Here is a 15048-nt window from a genome sequence, read left to right on the forward strand (position 1 = left end):
CGCACAGTAAGGTCGCAACCAGAGTTCTGGACATTCGTTTCGCACAACGTATGAGGGTCCTGAGAAGTTCGCAACTGCTCGCGGGAGCCGCACTGGCCGCCCTCGCGCTCGCCGTGCCCGCCACCGCCGGCGCGGCCGTCCAGACCAGCCACTCCGGCTGGCGCTGGGGCAACCCACTGCCCCAGGGGACCGCGCTCAACGCGCTCGACTTCGCTGGCGCCCGCGGCTACGCGGCGGGCGACTTCGGGACGCTGCTGCGCACCGACGACGCCGGCGCCACGTGGCGCGGCATCAACACCGGGCTCACCGAGCCGCTCGGCGTCCTGCGCGTCCTCGGCCCCGACAGCCTCGTGGTCGCCGGGCGCTGCGCGCTGCGCCGCTCCGACGACGGCGGGCGCACGTTCCGCCGCCTGCCGTGGACGGCGAGCGACGCGAGCTGCACGGGCGGGATCGTGACCGTGAGCTTCCCGAGCCCGGCGACCGGGTTCATCCTCCTCGGCAACGGCAACATCCTGCGCTCCACCGACTCTGGGCGCACCTGGTCGCGGCGGACCGCGGTGCCGGGCACCGCGGCGACGAGCGCGTCGTCCGGGGTGAGCCCGACCGACCTCCTCTTCGTCTCCGACACCCAGGGCTTCGCCACGACCGACGGCGGCAACGTCTTCGCGACCATCGACGCCGGCAACACGTGGACGCCGGTCGTCGACGAGCCGTTCCCGATGCGGTCGCTGACCTTCGTCAACCCGTCCGTCGGCTACGCGGTGGGCGACGCCCCGTTCGTCCTGGCGACGACCGACGGCGGCTCGACGTGGAACGAGCTCGGCCTGCCCGCCGACACCCCCGGTCTGCGCCAGATTCGCTGCGCGACGACCGACCTGTGCCTCGGCCTGACGCCGGCCGGCGACCGGCTCGTGCGCACCACGGACGGCGGCAAGACGTGGGTCTCGCTGTCGGCGTCCGCGCGGCGGCTGCAGGCGGTGGCGTTCGCCTCGCCGGCCCGCGCCGTGTCGGTCGGCGTCCGCGGCACGACGGTGACGAGCGATGACGGCGGCGCGACGTTCTCGCCGCTCGGCGGGGCGCTGCCCGGGCGGTTCAACGGCTTGCAGGCGTCCGGCGCCGGCGTCGCGTATGCGTACGGCGACCGCGGCTCGCTGGCCCGCACGACCGACGGCGGTCTGAGCTGGACCGAGATCGACGCGGCGACGTCCGACACCGTGCGCGACGTCTCCTACGTCTCGCTGCGCACCGGCTTCGTGCTCGACGTCACCGGCCAGCTACTGCGCACCGACAACGCCGGCAGCTCCTGGCAGATCCTCAACGCGGGCACCGCGCTGCGCCCGCAGGCGGTCGCCGCGCTGAGCTCGGCCATCGTCGTGCTCGCCGGCCCGGTCGGGGTGAGGCGGTCGACCGACGGCGGCCAGACGTTCAAGGCCAACCCGGACAAGGTGATCCGCGAGGACTCGCTGTTCGGCATCGACCACTCCGGGGGCGTCGTCCTCGCGTTCGGGCCCAAGGCGCTGCGGCTCTCGACCGACTCGGGGCGGTCGTGGAGGGCGATCAAGCGCCCGACGCCGAAGACGCGCGTCAACGACGTCGACCTCGTCGGCTCGCGCACGATCTACCTCCTGGACGCCGAGGGGACGATGTGGACGTCGAGCGATCGTGGCCGCCGCTGGCGCGCGCTGCCGGGGCTGGGGACCGAGCTCGGCTACGCCGTGCGCTTCTCGGACTCGCGCCACGGCTACGTCGCCGTGGGCGAGTTCGGCGCCGACCAGGCCGGCTACGTGCTGCGCACCGACGACGGCGGCCGCACGTGGCAGCCGCAGCTCGTGGCGGCGCGCGCGCTGACCGCGAACGGCATCGCGGTGGCGGGCCGCACGTCGGCGTACGCGCTCACCCGGGCCAACGGCCTGTTCTCGACGACCACGGCGGGCTCCACGGCCCGGCGCTCGCGGCTGAGCATCCGGGCGGCGTCGCCGGTCGTGGCCAAGCCCGGCGGCACGATCCGCATCGACGGCCGCCTGCGGGGCGCCCGGGGCGGTGAGCGCATCGTCGTCTCGCTGCGCGAGCAGGGCTCGACGCGGTGGCTGTACCAGGAGGTCGCGGCGGCGTCGAACGGCACGTTCACGGTCGTCACCCGGCTGAACCACACCGCGCGCTTCGTCGCGCAGTGGTCGGGGGACGAGCGGATGCGGGGGACGGGGACGCCGGCGCTGAAGGTCGCCGTGCGGACGCCGTAGCGGCGGAGCGGTCGTCAGGATGAGGGTGTGTCGCGCATCGCCCTCGTCCTGACCCTGTGGCTGGCGGCGGCCGCCCTCGCCGCCTGCGGCTCCGGGGGGAGCGCGACCACGACGTACCGCTCGTCGCTCTCGGCCTCGAACGGCGAGGAGCTCGAGCACGACGCCGACCGCAGCGCCGAGGGCGTGGACGGCCTCTCGGTCTGCCCGCTCCTGCCGACCCGCACGGTGGAGAAGGTCGTCGGCGTGTCCGGGCTGCGAGCCGAGCGCAACGACTCCCTCGACCTCTCGATCTGCCGCTACGCGCGCGGCGCGGTCAACGTGCGCATCCTGCTCGACGGCGCCGCCGACGCCACGCGCCGGTACTACAACCAGCTCTCCGAGGCCCAGCAGAAGTTCAACCCGATCCCGGACCTGCGCCCGCACGACGTCCGCCACGTCGGCGACGACAGCACCTACGGCGGCACGGGGGCGTTCTGGACCCGGGGCCGCGCGCAGCTCGTCGCGTTCTCCGCCGACCGCATCGCCCGCGTGACCGTCCACGTCCCGGCGCAGAGCGATGCGCGCCGCAAGGCCGAGGCGGCGCGTCTGGCGAAGCTGATCTTCGCGCGGGCCCCGGCGGAGCGGGACGGCTCGTGACGCCGAGCGTCGAGTTCCTCAGCGTGGGGCGGAGAAGGTCGACGCTGGGTGCGAGGTCCGCGGTGGTTCAGGCGCCCGGCGGGCGGTAGGACACCGATCGCTTCGCGGCCGCGTCGACCTCTTCCGGAGTCAGCAGCACGACCGTGCGCACGGTCGCTCCACCGGCCGCGTTGACGCCCAGGGCGACGGCGGCGGCGCTCTCGTTGTCGGGAAGGTCGACGATCGTGTAGACGTCGTGGTCGCCGAATGCGAAGTAGAACGTCTCGAGCCGCCCGCCCGCGCTCTCGGCGGCCTTCGCGACGGCATCACGCCTGCTGGTCCCACCGGCGCTCTGGACGCCCTTCACGCCGTCCAGCGTGTAGGACGCCTCGATCAGGTACTTGGGCATGAGCGCTCCTGACGGTTGAGGTGTTCGCGAGCTTCTCACTCGCACCTCTCGAACACAAGCGCCACGGCCGTCAGGCGATTCGTCGTCGCGACGGGGTACCGTGCCCGGCGTGCGGTTGATCGTCGCTCGCTGTTCCGTGGACTACACCGGTCGTCTGACGACCCACCTTCCCGAGGCCGTCCGCCTGCTGATGTTCAAGGCCGATGGCGGCGTCTCCATCTGGCACGACGGGGGGTCATCCGTCAAGCCGCAGAACTGGATGACCCCGCCCACGGCCATCGAGGAGGGCGACGGGTTCATGGTCGTCCGCAAGGTCAAGGGCGAGGACCGGCTCGACATCGCGATCAGCGAGGTGCTCTCGGACACGGAGCACGACATGGGCGAGGCGGCGGCGCTGGAGAAGGATGGCGTCGAGCGCGACCTGCAGGAGCTGCTGGCCGGCCAGCCGCACTGGTGCGGCGAGGGGCTGCGGCTCGTGCGGCGCGAGTGGCCGACCGACATCGGGCCGGTCGACCTCATGTGCCGTGACGAGGACGACGGGTGGATCGCGGTGGAGATCAAGCGCATCGCCACGATCGAGTCGGTCGAGCAGCTGACGCGCTATCTCGAGCGCATCCGCCTGGACCCGGCGATGGGCGCCTGCCGGGGCGTGCTCGCGGCGCAGGCGATCAAGCCGCAGGCGCGCACGCTGGCCGAGGCGCGCGGCATCGCGTGCGTCGAGGTCGACCTCGCCGTGCTGCGGGGCGAGCGCGAGCCGGACCTCACGCTGTTCGCGTAACGCATAACGTCCACGACATGAGCGAAGCGGTCCTGACCGAGCGCCGTGACGGCGTACTGATCATCACCATCAACCGGCCCGAGGCGCGGAACGCGATCAACCTCGACGTCGCCCACGGCATCGCGGCGGGGCTCGACGAGCTCGACGGCGACGCGCAGCTCGCGCTGGGCGTGCTGACCGGGGCGGGCAGCGGCTTCTCCGCCGGCATGGACCTCAAGGCGTTCGCCGAGGGCAAGCGGCCCTGGGTCGAGGGCCGCGGGTTCGCCGGCATCGTGCGCAAGCCGTCGCGCAAGCCGCTGATCGCGGCGATCGAGGGCTTCGCGGTCGCAGGCGGCCTGGAGGTCGCGCTCGCGTGTGACCTGCTGGTCGCGGCGCGGGGCGCGAAGCTCGGCACGCCCGAGGCCAAGCGCGGCCTCGTGGCCGCCGGCGGCGCGCTGCTGCGTCTGCCGCGCCGCATCCCGTACCACTTCGCCATGGAGATGGCGCTGACCGGCGACCTGTACCCGGCCGAGCGCCTCTACGAGGTCGGGCTCGTCAACCGGATCGCGGAGCCGGGCCAGGCGCTCGAGACGGCGCTGGAGCTCGCGGGCGCCATCGCCCAGAACGCTCCGCTGTCGCTGCGCGGCTCCAAGCGCATCCTCGAGCACGCGCCCGAGTGGCCGCTGCGCGAGATGTGGGACCGCCAGGAGGAGATCTCCGGGCCGATCTTCGCGTCCGCGGACGCGCGCGAGGGCGCGGTCGCGTTCGCCGAGAAGCGCGCGCCGGACTGGCAGGGCAAGTAGCTTCGACGCCGGCGTCCAAGCCGGGGCGCCGGGCGTCCTACCATCGTCTGATGACGGAGGGGATGCTCGACGGGGACGGCGCTGCAGCTCACTTCGTCGGCCGCGACCTCGAGTCGGCCCTTGCCGCCTGAGCGGACCCGGCGCATCTTCGCGATGGGCGGGGGCGGCTTCACGATGGAGCCGGAGGTCCCTGCGCTCGACCACTTCCTGCTGAGCCTGACCGGCAAGCGCGAGCCGCGGCTGCTGTACCTGCCGACGGCGAGCGGCGACCCTGTCGAGCAGGTCGATCGCTTCCACGCCGCTTACGACGGCACCGCGGCGGCGACGACCGTGCTGTCGCTGTTCCGGCTGCACGAGAATCCCGTCGCCCTCCATGGGCTCGTCCTCGGCCACGACCTCGTCTACGTCGGCGGCGGCTCGATGCGCAACATGCTGGCGATCTGGCGCGAGCACGGCCTCGACGCGATCCTGCGCGAGGCGTGGGAGCACGGCATCGTGCTGGCCGGCCTCAGCGCGGGCGCCATGTGCTGGTTCGCCGGCGGCATCACGAAGTCGGGCGGCCGGCCGGCGCCGATCGCCGGGCTCGGACTCCTGCCGTACTCGTTCTCGGCGCACCGTGACGGCGACCCCGACCGCCTGCCCGCCTACCGCGAGGCGGTGCGGACGGGAGCGCTGCCCGCAGGCTGGGCGGCCGACGACGGCGTCGGCCTGCTGTTCGAGGGTGACCGGCTCGTCATGGCGGTGTCGTCGCGTCCGGGCGCCGGGGCGGCGCGCATCGAGGCCGACGGGACCGAGACCGAGATCGCGGTGCAGGAGCTGCCGCGCGCCGACGACCGCGCCCTGCGCCCGGTCCCGCACGACATCCTCGAGTTCCGCGCGCTCAGGCGGGCTCGAGGCTGAGCACGACCTGCAGCGCGAACAGCTCCGGGGACATCCGCAGCGCATGCGGGCGCAGGCGCTTCAGCGCGCCGACGTGCGACTCGAGCGGCAGCGGCGCGTCGGCGAAGCGCTCGGTCGCGACGCGGTAGCCCGCCTGCTCGGCCAGTTCGCGTGCGGTGGCGCGCGTGAAGTAGCGCAGGTGCGTGCGGTCGAAGAGCCCGAAGTCCTCGCGTGGGAAGTCGCCGCGCAGCAGCGTCCGGCGCGCGGTCCAGTGCGCGATGTTCGGCAGCGACACGACGACGTGGCCGGCGGGCCGCATGCGGCGCAGCACCTCCTCCGGGTCGCGCAGGTGCTCGAGCACGTCGGCGAAGATCACGACGTCGAAGCCGGCCGCGTCGAGCGTGACCTGCTCGATGTCGACCTCGAGGACGTCGAGTCCGCGCTCGCGGGCGATGGCCGCCGCGCGCTCGTCCGGCTCGACGCCGACGACGTCGCAGCCGCGGGCGATGAGCTCGGCGGACAGGTAGCCCTCGGCGCAGCCGACGTCGAGCACGCGGCTGCCGGGCCGGACGAGCTCCAGGACGAGGTGGTGGCTGGCCGACAGGCCGTGGTGCTCGACGAGCGCGCCGTAGCTGGTCGTCCCGCTCATTCGCCCCACACCGTGACGAGCAGCGACCGCGGCCCGCCGTGGTCGCGGTGCTCGCACAGGTAGACCCCCTGCCACGTGCCGACCGCGAGGCGGCCGTCGCGGATCGGCAGCGTGAGGTCGTTGCCCGTGAGCGAGCTCTTGATGTGCGACGGCATGTCGTCCGGGCCCTCGAGCGTATGCGCGAAGTAGCCGGTGTCGTCGGGCACCGCCCGGTCGAACCACTCGCGGAAGTCGCGGCGCACGTCGGGGCTGGCGTTCTCGTTGAGCGTCAGCGACGCCGACGTGTGGCGCAGGAACAGGTGCGCGAGCCCGACGCGCACCTCGCGCAGCTCCGCGACCGCGCCGACGACCTCGTCGGTTATGAGATGGAACCCGCGGGGCCGCGGGCGCAGTGTGAGCTCAGCCTGATGCCACATCCGCCCCAGACGGTATCCGGGCCGCGCGCATGTCGACCCGGTCGCCGCGGAACGGGACCTCCTCGGCCTCCAGCAGCGCACGCTGGCGAGCGCCCTTCGGGACCGAGCCGTCCGCGCGGACGACGCGGTGCCAGGGCAGCTCCGGGTCGTCGCTGGCCGACAGCACGGCACCGGCGAACCGCGGCGCGCCGGGGTCGAGGTCGGAGTACGCGCGTACGAAGCCCGGGGGGATCGCGCGCACGCGTTCGAGGACGAGCTCGGCTCTCGGGGTCATGGGTCGCAGGCTACGCGGCGTCCCACCCCCAGAGCCTCGCGCCAAGGCGCCATCGGCCCGCCCGGTCGACGTCGGTGCGGCGCGAGGGCGCCATCGGCCCGCCCGGTCGACGTCGGTGCGGCAGTCCTCGCGCCCGCCGCGGTCTGGGCTACGCTCGCCGCCATGGTGCGCCGCGGCACGTACTCCATCGTCGCCCGCGACCCGGACTCGCTCGAGCTCGGCGTCGCCGTCCAGTCGCACTGGTTCTCGGTCGGGTCGGTCGTCCCGTTCGCCCAGGCCGGCGTCGGCGCCGTCGCCGTCCAGTCGGTGCCCGACCCGGACACCGGCCCGGCCGTCCTGGAGACCCTCGCGGCCCGGGGTGACGCGCGCGAGGCGCTGCGCGTCGCGGTCGGCGCGCAGCCGAACGCGGGCATGCGCCAGGTCGGGGTCGTGGACGCGCGCGGCGACGGCGCTGCGTGGACGGGCGCCGACTGCATCCGCCACGCGGGCGACGTGGAAGGGCCCGGCTTCGCGGCGCAGGCCAACATGATGCTCAACGAGGGCGTGCCCGAGGCGATGGCCGCCGCGTTCGAGCGCGCGACCGGGCCGCTCGCCGAGCGGCTGGTGGACGCGCTCGACGGCGCCGAGGCGGCCGGCGGCGACGTGCGCGGCCGCCAGTCCGCCGCACTGCTCGTCGTCCCCGCGCAGGGCCCGCCGCACGCACACGCCGTCGACCTGCGCGTCGAGGATCACCGCGACCCGCTCGGCGAGCTGCGACGCCTGCTCGTGCTCCAGCGCGCCTACGAGCTCGCGGGCGAGGCCGACGAGCTCGTCGCCCAGGGCCGTCACGAGGAGGCCGGCCCGCGCTACGAGCAGGCCGCGCAGCTGGCGCCCGACAACGACGAGCTGCTGTTCTGGGCCGGCCTCGCCGCCGGTCCGCAGAGGGGCCTGCTGCTGGTGCGCGAGGCGATCGAGCGCAACCCCCGGTGGACGACGCTGCTCGAGCGGCTCACCGACGACGTCGCGCCGGGGGCGGCCGCGATGCGGCGCGCGCTCGCCGCAGACTGACCGCGGGCGTCCGCGCTCAGCGCTCGCCCGGCATCTTGCGCGGGTACTGCGAGACCGGCTGGTCGACGTCGAGCGCCGTGGCGATGATGCGGCTCTGCTCCTCGACGTGGGCGGCCGGATAGCCCTCGCCCGGTGACGCGCGCTCGGGCCGGCCGATGAAGCCGAAGTGCAGGTGGTCCTCGAGGATCTGCATGAGGCGCGGGAACATGTGCGCGCGGGCGCCCATGTTGCGCGGCTCCTCCTGGACCCACACGATCTCCTCGAGGTTCGGATAGCGCCCGATCAGCTCGCGGATCTGGCCCTCGGGGAACGGGTACAGCAGCTCGACCCGGCCGACCGCCACGCGCTGGTTGTCCGCGCGGTCGGGGTGGCCGACGATGTCGTAGTAGATCTTGCCGGTGCACAGGACGAGCCGCTTGACCTGGGCGTCGTCCACCCGCGGCTCGGCGAGCACGGGATAGAACTGCGTGTCGGCGAGGTGCTCGACGCGGTTCGTCGCCTGCGGCAGGCGCAGCAGCGACTTGGGGGTCATGATGACCAGCGGCCGCTGCTTGGCCACGCGCGCCTGGCGGCGCAGAAGGTGGAAGTACTGGGCCGGCGTGGTGAGGTTCGCCACGCGGATGTTGCCCTCGGCGGCGAGCTGCAGGAAGCGCTCGAGCCGGGCGCTGGAGTGCTCGGGCCCCGAGCCCTCGTAGCCGTGCGGCAGCAGCAGCGTCAGCCGCGTCGTCTGGCCCCACTTGGCCAGCCCGCTGGCGATGAACTGGTCGATGATGACCTGGGCGCCGTTGGCGAAGTCGCCGAACTGCGCCTCCCACAGGACGAGGGTCTCGGGCGCCTCCGCGCTGTAGCCGTACTCGAAGCCGACGCAGGCGATCTCGCTCAGCGGCGAGTTGTGCAGCTCGAACGGGGCCAGCGCGCCCGGCAGGTGCTGGATCGGGCACAGCGTCTGGCCGGTCTTCGCGTCGTGGAAGACGAGGTGGCGCTGCGAGAACGTCCCGCGCTCGACGTCCTGCCCGGTGAGGCGGATCGGCGTCCCCTCGGTCAGCAGCGACGCGAACGCGAGCGACTCGGCCTGGGCCCAGTCGATGCCGCCGTCGGCGCCGAGCGCGTCGCGCCGGCGCTCGAGCTGCTTGGCGAGCTTCGGGTGCACCGTGAAGCCCTCAGGGACCTCGAGCAGCTCCTCGTTGAGCGCGCGCAGCCGGTCCGCCTCGACGGCGGTCCTGACCTCGGGCGACGCCGAGCGGTCGAGCTGGTACTCGCCGGTGGGCTGCTCGACCTGGCCGGCCTCGGCGGCGGCATTGATGCGGTCCTTGAGACCGCGGTGCAGCGAGGCGAGGTGGTCCCAGACCTCCTGCTCCTGGCGGTCGACGTCCTCCTGGGTGACGATGCCCTCGGCGATCAGCTTCTCGGCCCACAGCTCCGCGACGCGCTTGTGGCGCTTGATGACGGCGGTCATCTCCGGCTGCGTGTAGGCCGGCTCGTCGGCCTCGTTGTGGCCGAAGCGGCGGTAGCCGACGACGTCGATGAGCACGTCGTGGCCGAACTCCTGGCGGAAGGCGAAGGCGAGGCGCACGGCGCTGATGCAGGCGGCCGGGTCGTCGGCGTTGACGTGGAAGATCGGCACGTCGAAGCCCTTGGCCAGATCTGATGCCCAGCGGGTGGAGCGCGCGTCGTCCGGGTCGGTGGTGAAGCCGACCTGGTTGTTCTGGATGAGGTGGACCGAGCCGCCGACCGCGTAGCCATCGAGCGCCTGCAGGTTCAGCGTCTCCGCGACCACGCCCTGGGCGGGGAACGCCGCGTCGCCGTGGAGGATCACCGGCACTGCGGCGTTCGTGTCGCGATGCGCGTGCGCGCCCTGGCGGGTGGTCTGCGCGGCGCGGGCGGCGCCGACGACGACCGGGTCGACGAACTCGAGGTGCGACGGGTTGCTCTCGAGGTTGACGAGGATCGACTCGCCGTTGGGCAGCTGGTAGGAGCCCTGCGAGCCGTGGTGGTACTTGACGTCGCCGGTGCCGCCCTGCGGGATCGTCGTGACCGCCTCGAGCGTGGAGGCGCCCTCGAACTCCGCGAAGATCGAGTCGTACGGCCGGCCGAGGTTGTGGGCCAGCACGTTGAGCCGCCCGCGATGGGCCATGCCGACGACGACCTCGCGCGCACCGTGCGCGGCCGAGAGCTGGATGATCTCGTCGAGCATCGGCACCGTCATGTCGAGGCCCTCGATCGAGAACTGCTTCTGGCCGAGGTAGGCCTTGTGCATGAAGCGCTCGAACGCGTCCACCTTGACGAGGCGGCCGAGGAGCCAGGTCTTCTCGTCGTTCGTGAGGCCACTGCGGAAGGCGCCGGTCTCGATCTTCTCGCGCAGCCAGACGCGCTGGCGGTGCGAGGCGATGTGCTCGATCTCGTAGGCGATCGTGCCGGTGTAGGTCTCGCGCAGGTGCGGGAGCGCGTCGTACAGCGTCGCGCCGGGGACGCCGATGCGCAGGATCTTGGCCGGGATCCGGCGCATCATCTCGTCGCTGAGGTTCAGCGGCTCGGGGTCGAGCGCCGGGTCGCCCTCGGGCTCGGTGCCCAGCGGGTCCAGGCGCGCCGCGAGGTGGCCGTGCGTGCGGTAGGCCTTGACGAGCGCGGTCGCGGCCTGCACGGCCTGCAGCAGTTCCTCGTCGGGCGGCGCCGCGGCGCGTGCCGCGGCCGGAACGACGTCGCGGGCGACGGCCGCCGGGGCCGCCGGGGCTGGCGGGGCCGGAGCCGGGCCGAGCGCGACGCCGAGGTCGGCGAACACGCGGTCGTAGAAGCCGCCGTCGCCCTGCAGGAGGTCCTCGATGGTCTTCAGGAAGCGCCCGGACTCCGCGCCCTGGATCACGCGGTGGTCGTAGGTCGAGGTCATCGTCATGACCTTCTCGGCCCCGATGACCTCGCCGATGGCGCCCAGGCCGACCGGGTAGGCGATGGAGCCCGTGGCGACGATGGTGCCCTGGCCGCTCATCAGGCGCGGCACGGACGCGACGGTGCCGATGCCGCCCGGGTTCGTGAGGCTCACGTTGGCGCCCATGAGGTCGTCGGCGGTGAGCTTGTTCTCGCGCGCACGGGCGATCAGGTCGTTGAAGGCGTCGAGGAACCCGCGGAACGACAGGCCGCCGGCGTTCTTGATGACCGGCACCATCAGCGTGCGCGAGCCGTCCTTCTTCTCGACGTCGACCGCGATGCCGAGGTTCACCTGACCGTCGTCGAGGCGGTACGGCTTGCCGTCGCGCTGCTCGAAGTGGTGGGCCATGACCGGCATCTCGTCGGTCGCCGCGACGGCCACGGCATAGCCGATCAGGTGGGTGAAGGAGACCTTCTGGCCGCCCTCCTTGAGCTGCTTGCGCCGGCCGTCCATGACCGTGACGGTCATCGTGCGGAACGACGTCGCGGTCGGGATCTCCCGCGACTCGTCCATGTACCGGGCGAGCATCGCCGAGGCGCCCTTGATGAGCTCGCCGCGGGCCTGCGCGGGCGCGGCGGCGGGGGCGCCCCCGTTCTCGCCCGCCAGCACGTCGGCCTTCGTGATGCGGCCCTGCGGGCCGCTGCCGGTCACCCGGCTGAGGTCTACGCCCTCGGCGGCGGCGATGCGCCTGGCGACGGGGGAGGCATTGACGCCCTGCTCCGCGGCGGCGGGCGCGGCGGCGGCGCCGTTGCCCTGCGCGGGGGCCTCGGAGGGGGTCGGCGCGGCGGCGGTGCCGGCCGAGGCGCCGTTCGTCGTGACGAGGCGGGCCAGGACCTGCCCGACGGTGACGGTGTCGCCCGCGTCGGCGAGGATCTCGCTGATGGTGCCGCTGGCCGGCGACGGGACCTCCGCGTCGACCTTGTCGGTGGAGATCTCGACGAGCGTCTCGTCGGTCTCGATGTGGTCGCCGACGGACTTCGCCCACTCGAGGATGGTGCCCTCGGTGACCGACTCGCCCATGGCCGGCATGGTGATCTCGATCGTCTGGCCGGCGCTCTCGCCGGCGTCGCCGTTCGGGGCGGCCGCGGCGCCGTTGTCCGGCTCGCCGCCGGCGGGCTGGGCGCCGTCGCCGTCGTCGTCCCCGCTCTCGATCTCGCAGAGGGGTGCGCCGACCGCGACGGTGTCGCCCTCATCGACGAGGAGGGCTACGACCGTGCCGGTGGCCGGCGAGGGAACCTCGGCGTCCACCTTGTCCGTGGAGATCTCCACGAGTACGTCGTCGCTGGCGACCGTGTCGCCCACCTTGACGTGCCACTCGAGCACGACACCTTCGGTCACCGATTCCCCCATCTGGGGCATCGGCACCTGCACCCGCGTCTCAACCGCCATGCGTGCCTTGACTGTAGCGCCCCGGGTCGGGCACCGGCGGGTCTGCACGGCGACGTTCCTCGTGGACGAACTCATACGACCCGACGAAGGGTCCGACGGCGCCTATGACGCACACGGCGACGGCCAGCCGCATGGAGATGATCCGCCGGTGCAGGGCCACCGAGCACGCGAGGCACATGGCGATCCACCCGAGCCCGTGGGCGAGGCCGAAGACGAACTCGAAGGCGTGCAGCCCGGGGACGATCCAGGCGATGAGGAGGCAGAAGTAGACCGTCGAGTGGGTGAAGGACGCCCACTTCAGGTGGTCGTAGGTCAGCAGCTTCATGACCGGTCCGCGCCACGGCCCGCCGCGGCCAGGAGGGCGGCCATCGTGCGCAGCTGCGGATGGGCCTCCGGCGGCCACTCGGCCGGGTCGGCGGGCCACCACGCGTAGGCGTCGTGCTCGTGGTCGGGCGTCACCTCGGCGCCCGCCGGCAGCCAGGCCATCCCGATGAACATCGTCATCCGCTGCGGCAGCGCGACGAGCGCCTCGCCGGTCACGCTCTCCGGCGACACAGACCACTCCTCGTCGAGCTCGCGCACGAGCGTGTCGACGGGGTTCTCGTCCGGGTCCACGGCGCCGCCGGCCCCGAGCGCCCACTGCCCCGCCCACGACGACAGCCACTCGGCGCGGCGGCCGGCCAGCCAGCGGCCGTCGCAGTCGCGCGTCACGCAGAGCGCGGACAGGCTGTCGGCGGCGTCGCCGGGCACGAGGCGCAGGGCCCAGCGGGCGGGCTGCAGCTCGAGGACGAGCCGTCCGTCGCCGGTCACTCGGTGCCCGGCGAGCCGCGCGGCGACGCCGTCGTGGCTCGGCGACCCGCGCTCGCGCAGCGCCCGGATCGCCTCGTCGGCGGCCGCCTCCTGCGCGGCCTGTGGCTCGTAGGGCTCCGGCAGCCAGCGCGCCTCGATCTCGCCCGGGCTCCAGGGTCCACGCGCGAGGATGGCCGGAAGGGCGGGCATGGCCGTCAGGTTAGGGGAGGGAGCGCGGCCGGCCCGGCGCCGTAGGGTTCCCTTCATGGCGCGCCGGCGCAAGCACTGGGGCTGGGGCTACGAGGATCAGCAGCCGACGGCGCAGCAGCTGCGCGGCGCGATGCCGCTCGTGCGCGAGCGGCTCGGCTTCGACGCACAGGACCCGGAGGAGCCGGTGCCGCTGGGCGCCGCCGCCGTGCCGGCCGCGTCGCCCCTCCCCCCGCCACCGCCCGGCGTGACCTGGGACGCGGATGCGCACGCGCGCGCGCGGCACGCATGGGGCAGCTCGTACCTGGACGTCGTCCGCGGCCTGCGCGGGCGCTTCGACCACGCGCCCGACGCCGTCGCCCGCCCCCGCGACGAGGCGCAGGTGGCGGCCGTGCTCGAGTGGGCGACCGAGACGGGCGTGGTCGTCGTGCCCTACGGCGGCGGGACGTCGGTGGTCGGCGGGGTCACGCCCGCGGTCGACGGGCCGGTCGTCTCGCTCGACCTCGCGGCGCTCGATCGCGTCCTCGAGGTCGACGCGGTCTCGCGCAGCGCGCGCGTGCAGGCCGGGGCGCTCGGCCCGGTCCTCGAGCGTCAGCTCGCCGAGCACGACCTGACCATGCGCTGCTTCCCGCAGTCGTTCGAGTTCTCGACGCTCGGCGGGTGGATCGCCACGCGCGCGGGCGGGCACTTCGCCACCGGCCCGACGCATGTCGACGACCTCGTGGAGGCGGTGCGCGCGATCACGCCGAGCGGCACGTGGGCGTCGCGGCGGTTGCCCGGGTCAGGGGCCGGGCCGAGCCCCGACCGCGCGCTGCTCGGGTCGGAGGGGATCCTCGGCGTGATCACCGAGGCGTGGGTGCGCGTCCAGCCGCATCCCGAGCACCGCGGCGGGCGGGCGGTGCGGTTCGGCTCCTTCGCGATGGGCGTCGAGGCGGTGCGCGCGCTCGCCCAGTCTGGGCTGCAGCCGGCCAACTGCCGGCTGCTGGACCCGGCCGAGGCCGCGTTCACCGGGGCCGGCGACGGCGGGCACGCGCTGCTCGTGCTGGCGTTCGAGTCGACCGACGCGCCGGTCGAGGCCGACCTCGCGCGCGGGCTCGAGCTCTGCGCCGAGTGCGGGGGCGAGTGGGACGACGCGCCGTCGCGCGGCGGCGCGGCAGGCGCGTGGCGCGACGCCTTCCTGCAGGCCCCGTACCTGCGCGACGTCCTCGTCGCCCTCGGCGTGATGTCGGAGACCTTCGAGACCGCGATCACCTGGGAGCGGTTCGGCGCCCTGCGCGAGGCAGTGGTCGATGCCGCGCGCGCGGCGCTCGACGATCCGCGCGCGATGGTGACCTGCCGCTTCACGCACGCGTACCCGGACGGGCCGGCGCCGTACTTCACCGTGCTCGCCCCGGCGCGGCGCGGCGACGAGGAGGCGCAGTGGTGGGCGGTCAAGCGCGCATGCTCGGATGCGCTGCTCGCCGCGGGCGCGACGATCACGCACCATCACGCCGTCGGCCGCGACCACCGGCCGTGGTACGACCGCCAGCGGCCGGAGCCGTTCGCCATCGCGCTGGCGGCGGCGAAGGCGGCGGTCGATCCGGCGGGGATCCTCAACCCGGGCGTCCTGATGGATCCCTTGACAGCGCCATTGCCGTAAGTCTAGACTTAC

Annotated in this window: 14 protein-coding genes; 7 read left to right on the forward strand and 7 right to left on the reverse strand. The window is 73.8% G+C overall.

The features are described from left to right. The first annotated feature begins 113 nt into the window (after nt 1-113). Nucleotides 114-2240 carry a YCF48-related protein gene (locus tag DSM104329_RS02250; protein WP_259313768.1) on the forward strand — a complete coding sequence of 709 codons (2127 nt, stop codon included), beginning with the start codon at nt 114-116 and terminating at the stop codon, nt 2238-2240. Nucleotides 2241-2267: 27 nt separating this feature from the next. Then, entirely contained in the window at nt 2268-2876 is a 609-nt protein-coding gene (locus DSM104329_RS02255) for a hypothetical protein (RefSeq protein ID WP_259313769.1), read from the forward strand. Between the two features lie 67 nt (nt 2877-2943). On the opposite strand, the gene DSM104329_RS02260 is transcribed toward DSM104329_RS02255, so the two are convergent. Beyond that, complete coding sequence (locus tag DSM104329_RS02260; protein ID WP_259313770.1) at nt 2944-3264, reverse strand: GYD domain-containing protein; 321 nt, start codon at nt 3262-3264, stop codon at nt 2944-2946. 109 nt (nt 3265-3373) lie between these two features. On the opposite strand from DSM104329_RS02260, the gene nucS reads away from it, so the two are divergent. From nucS to DSM104329_RS02275, 3 genes are all read left to right on the forward strand, one after another. Next, nucleotides 3374-4042 (forward strand): endonuclease NucS, encoded by a 669-nt coding sequence (gene nucS / locus DSM104329_RS02265; RefSeq protein WP_259313771.1) that lies wholly within the window; start codon nt 3374-3376, stop codon nt 4040-4042. Between the two features lie 17 nt (nt 4043-4059). Then, on the forward strand, nt 4060-4824 hold the full coding sequence (locus DSM104329_RS02270; protein WP_259313772.1) for a crotonase/enoyl-CoA hydratase family protein: 765 nt from the start codon (nt 4060-4062) through the stop codon (nt 4822-4824). 120 nt (nt 4825-4944) lie between these two features. Beyond that, nucleotides 4945-5724, forward strand: a complete 780-nt coding sequence (locus tag DSM104329_RS02275) for a Type 1 glutamine amidotransferase-like domain-containing protein (RefSeq protein WP_259313773.1) — start codon at nt 4945-4947, stop codon at nt 5722-5724. Here DSM104329_RS02275 and DSM104329_RS02280 read toward each other — a convergent pair. From DSM104329_RS02280 to DSM104329_RS02290, 3 genes are read right to left on the reverse strand one after another with little or no spacing between them, the layout of a single operon-like run. Then, nucleotides 5705-6352 carry a class I SAM-dependent methyltransferase gene (locus DSM104329_RS02280; protein WP_259313774.1) on the reverse strand — a complete coding sequence of 216 codons (648 nt, stop codon included), beginning with the start codon at nt 6350-6352 and terminating at the stop codon, nt 5705-5707. The genes DSM104329_RS02275 and DSM104329_RS02280 overlap by 20 nt on opposite strands. Further along, a complete protein-coding gene (locus DSM104329_RS02285; RefSeq protein ID WP_259313775.1) occupies nt 6349-6768 on the reverse strand; it encodes a secondary thiamine-phosphate synthase enzyme YjbQ in 420 nt (139 codons plus the stop codon). Before DSM104329_RS02285 ends, DSM104329_RS02280 begins: the two co-directional genes overlap by 4 nt. Then, nucleotides 6752-7042 (reverse strand): MGMT family protein, encoded by a 291-nt coding sequence (locus DSM104329_RS02290; RefSeq protein ID WP_259313776.1) that lies wholly within the window; start codon nt 7040-7042, stop codon nt 6752-6754. Before DSM104329_RS02290 ends, DSM104329_RS02285 begins: the two co-directional genes overlap by 17 nt. A 162-nt stretch (nt 7043-7204) precedes the next feature. On the opposite strand from DSM104329_RS02290, the gene DSM104329_RS02295 reads away from it, so the two are divergent. Continuing rightward, nucleotides 7205-8089 carry a DUF1028 domain-containing protein gene (locus tag DSM104329_RS02295; RefSeq protein ID WP_259313777.1) on the forward strand — a complete coding sequence of 295 codons (885 nt, stop codon included), beginning with the start codon at nt 7205-7207 and terminating at the stop codon, nt 8087-8089. Between the two features lie 16 nt (nt 8090-8105). On the opposite strand, the gene DSM104329_RS02300 is transcribed toward DSM104329_RS02295, so the two are convergent. From DSM104329_RS02300 to DSM104329_RS02310, 3 genes are read right to left on the reverse strand one after another with little or no spacing between them, the layout of a single operon-like run. Continuing rightward, entirely contained in the window at nt 8106-12401 is a 4296-nt protein-coding gene (locus DSM104329_RS02300; RefSeq protein ID WP_259313778.1) for a multifunctional oxoglutarate decarboxylase/oxoglutarate dehydrogenase thiamine pyrophosphate-binding subunit/dihydrolipoyllysine-residue succinyltransferase subunit, read from the reverse strand. Then, nucleotides 12391-12726, reverse strand: coding sequence for a hypothetical protein (locus tag DSM104329_RS02305; protein ID WP_259313779.1), 336 nt, complete (start codon nt 12724-12726; stop codon nt 12391-12393). The genes DSM104329_RS02300 and DSM104329_RS02305 overlap by 11 nt, the downstream gene beginning before the upstream one ends. Next, nucleotides 12723-13400 carry an NUDIX hydrolase gene (locus DSM104329_RS02310; RefSeq protein WP_259313780.1) on the reverse strand — a complete coding sequence of 226 codons (678 nt, stop codon included), beginning with the start codon at nt 13398-13400 and terminating at the stop codon, nt 12723-12725. The genes DSM104329_RS02305 and DSM104329_RS02310 overlap by 4 nt, the downstream gene beginning before the upstream one ends. Nucleotides 13401-13455: 55 nt before the next feature. Here DSM104329_RS02310 and DSM104329_RS02315 point away from each other — a divergent pair, with 55 nt between their 5' ends. After that, nucleotides 13456-15036: an FAD-binding oxidoreductase gene (locus tag DSM104329_RS02315; protein ID WP_259313781.1), complete on the forward strand. Its 1581-nt coding sequence runs from the start codon at nt 13456-13458 to the stop codon at nt 15034-15036. Nucleotides 15037-15048 lie beyond the last annotated feature (12 nt).

The organism is Capillimicrobium parvum (assembly GCF_021172045.1).
In the GTDB taxonomy this organism is placed as follows: Bacteria; Actinomycetota; Thermoleophilia; order Solirubrobacterales; family Solirubrobacteraceae; genus Capillimicrobium; species Capillimicrobium parvum.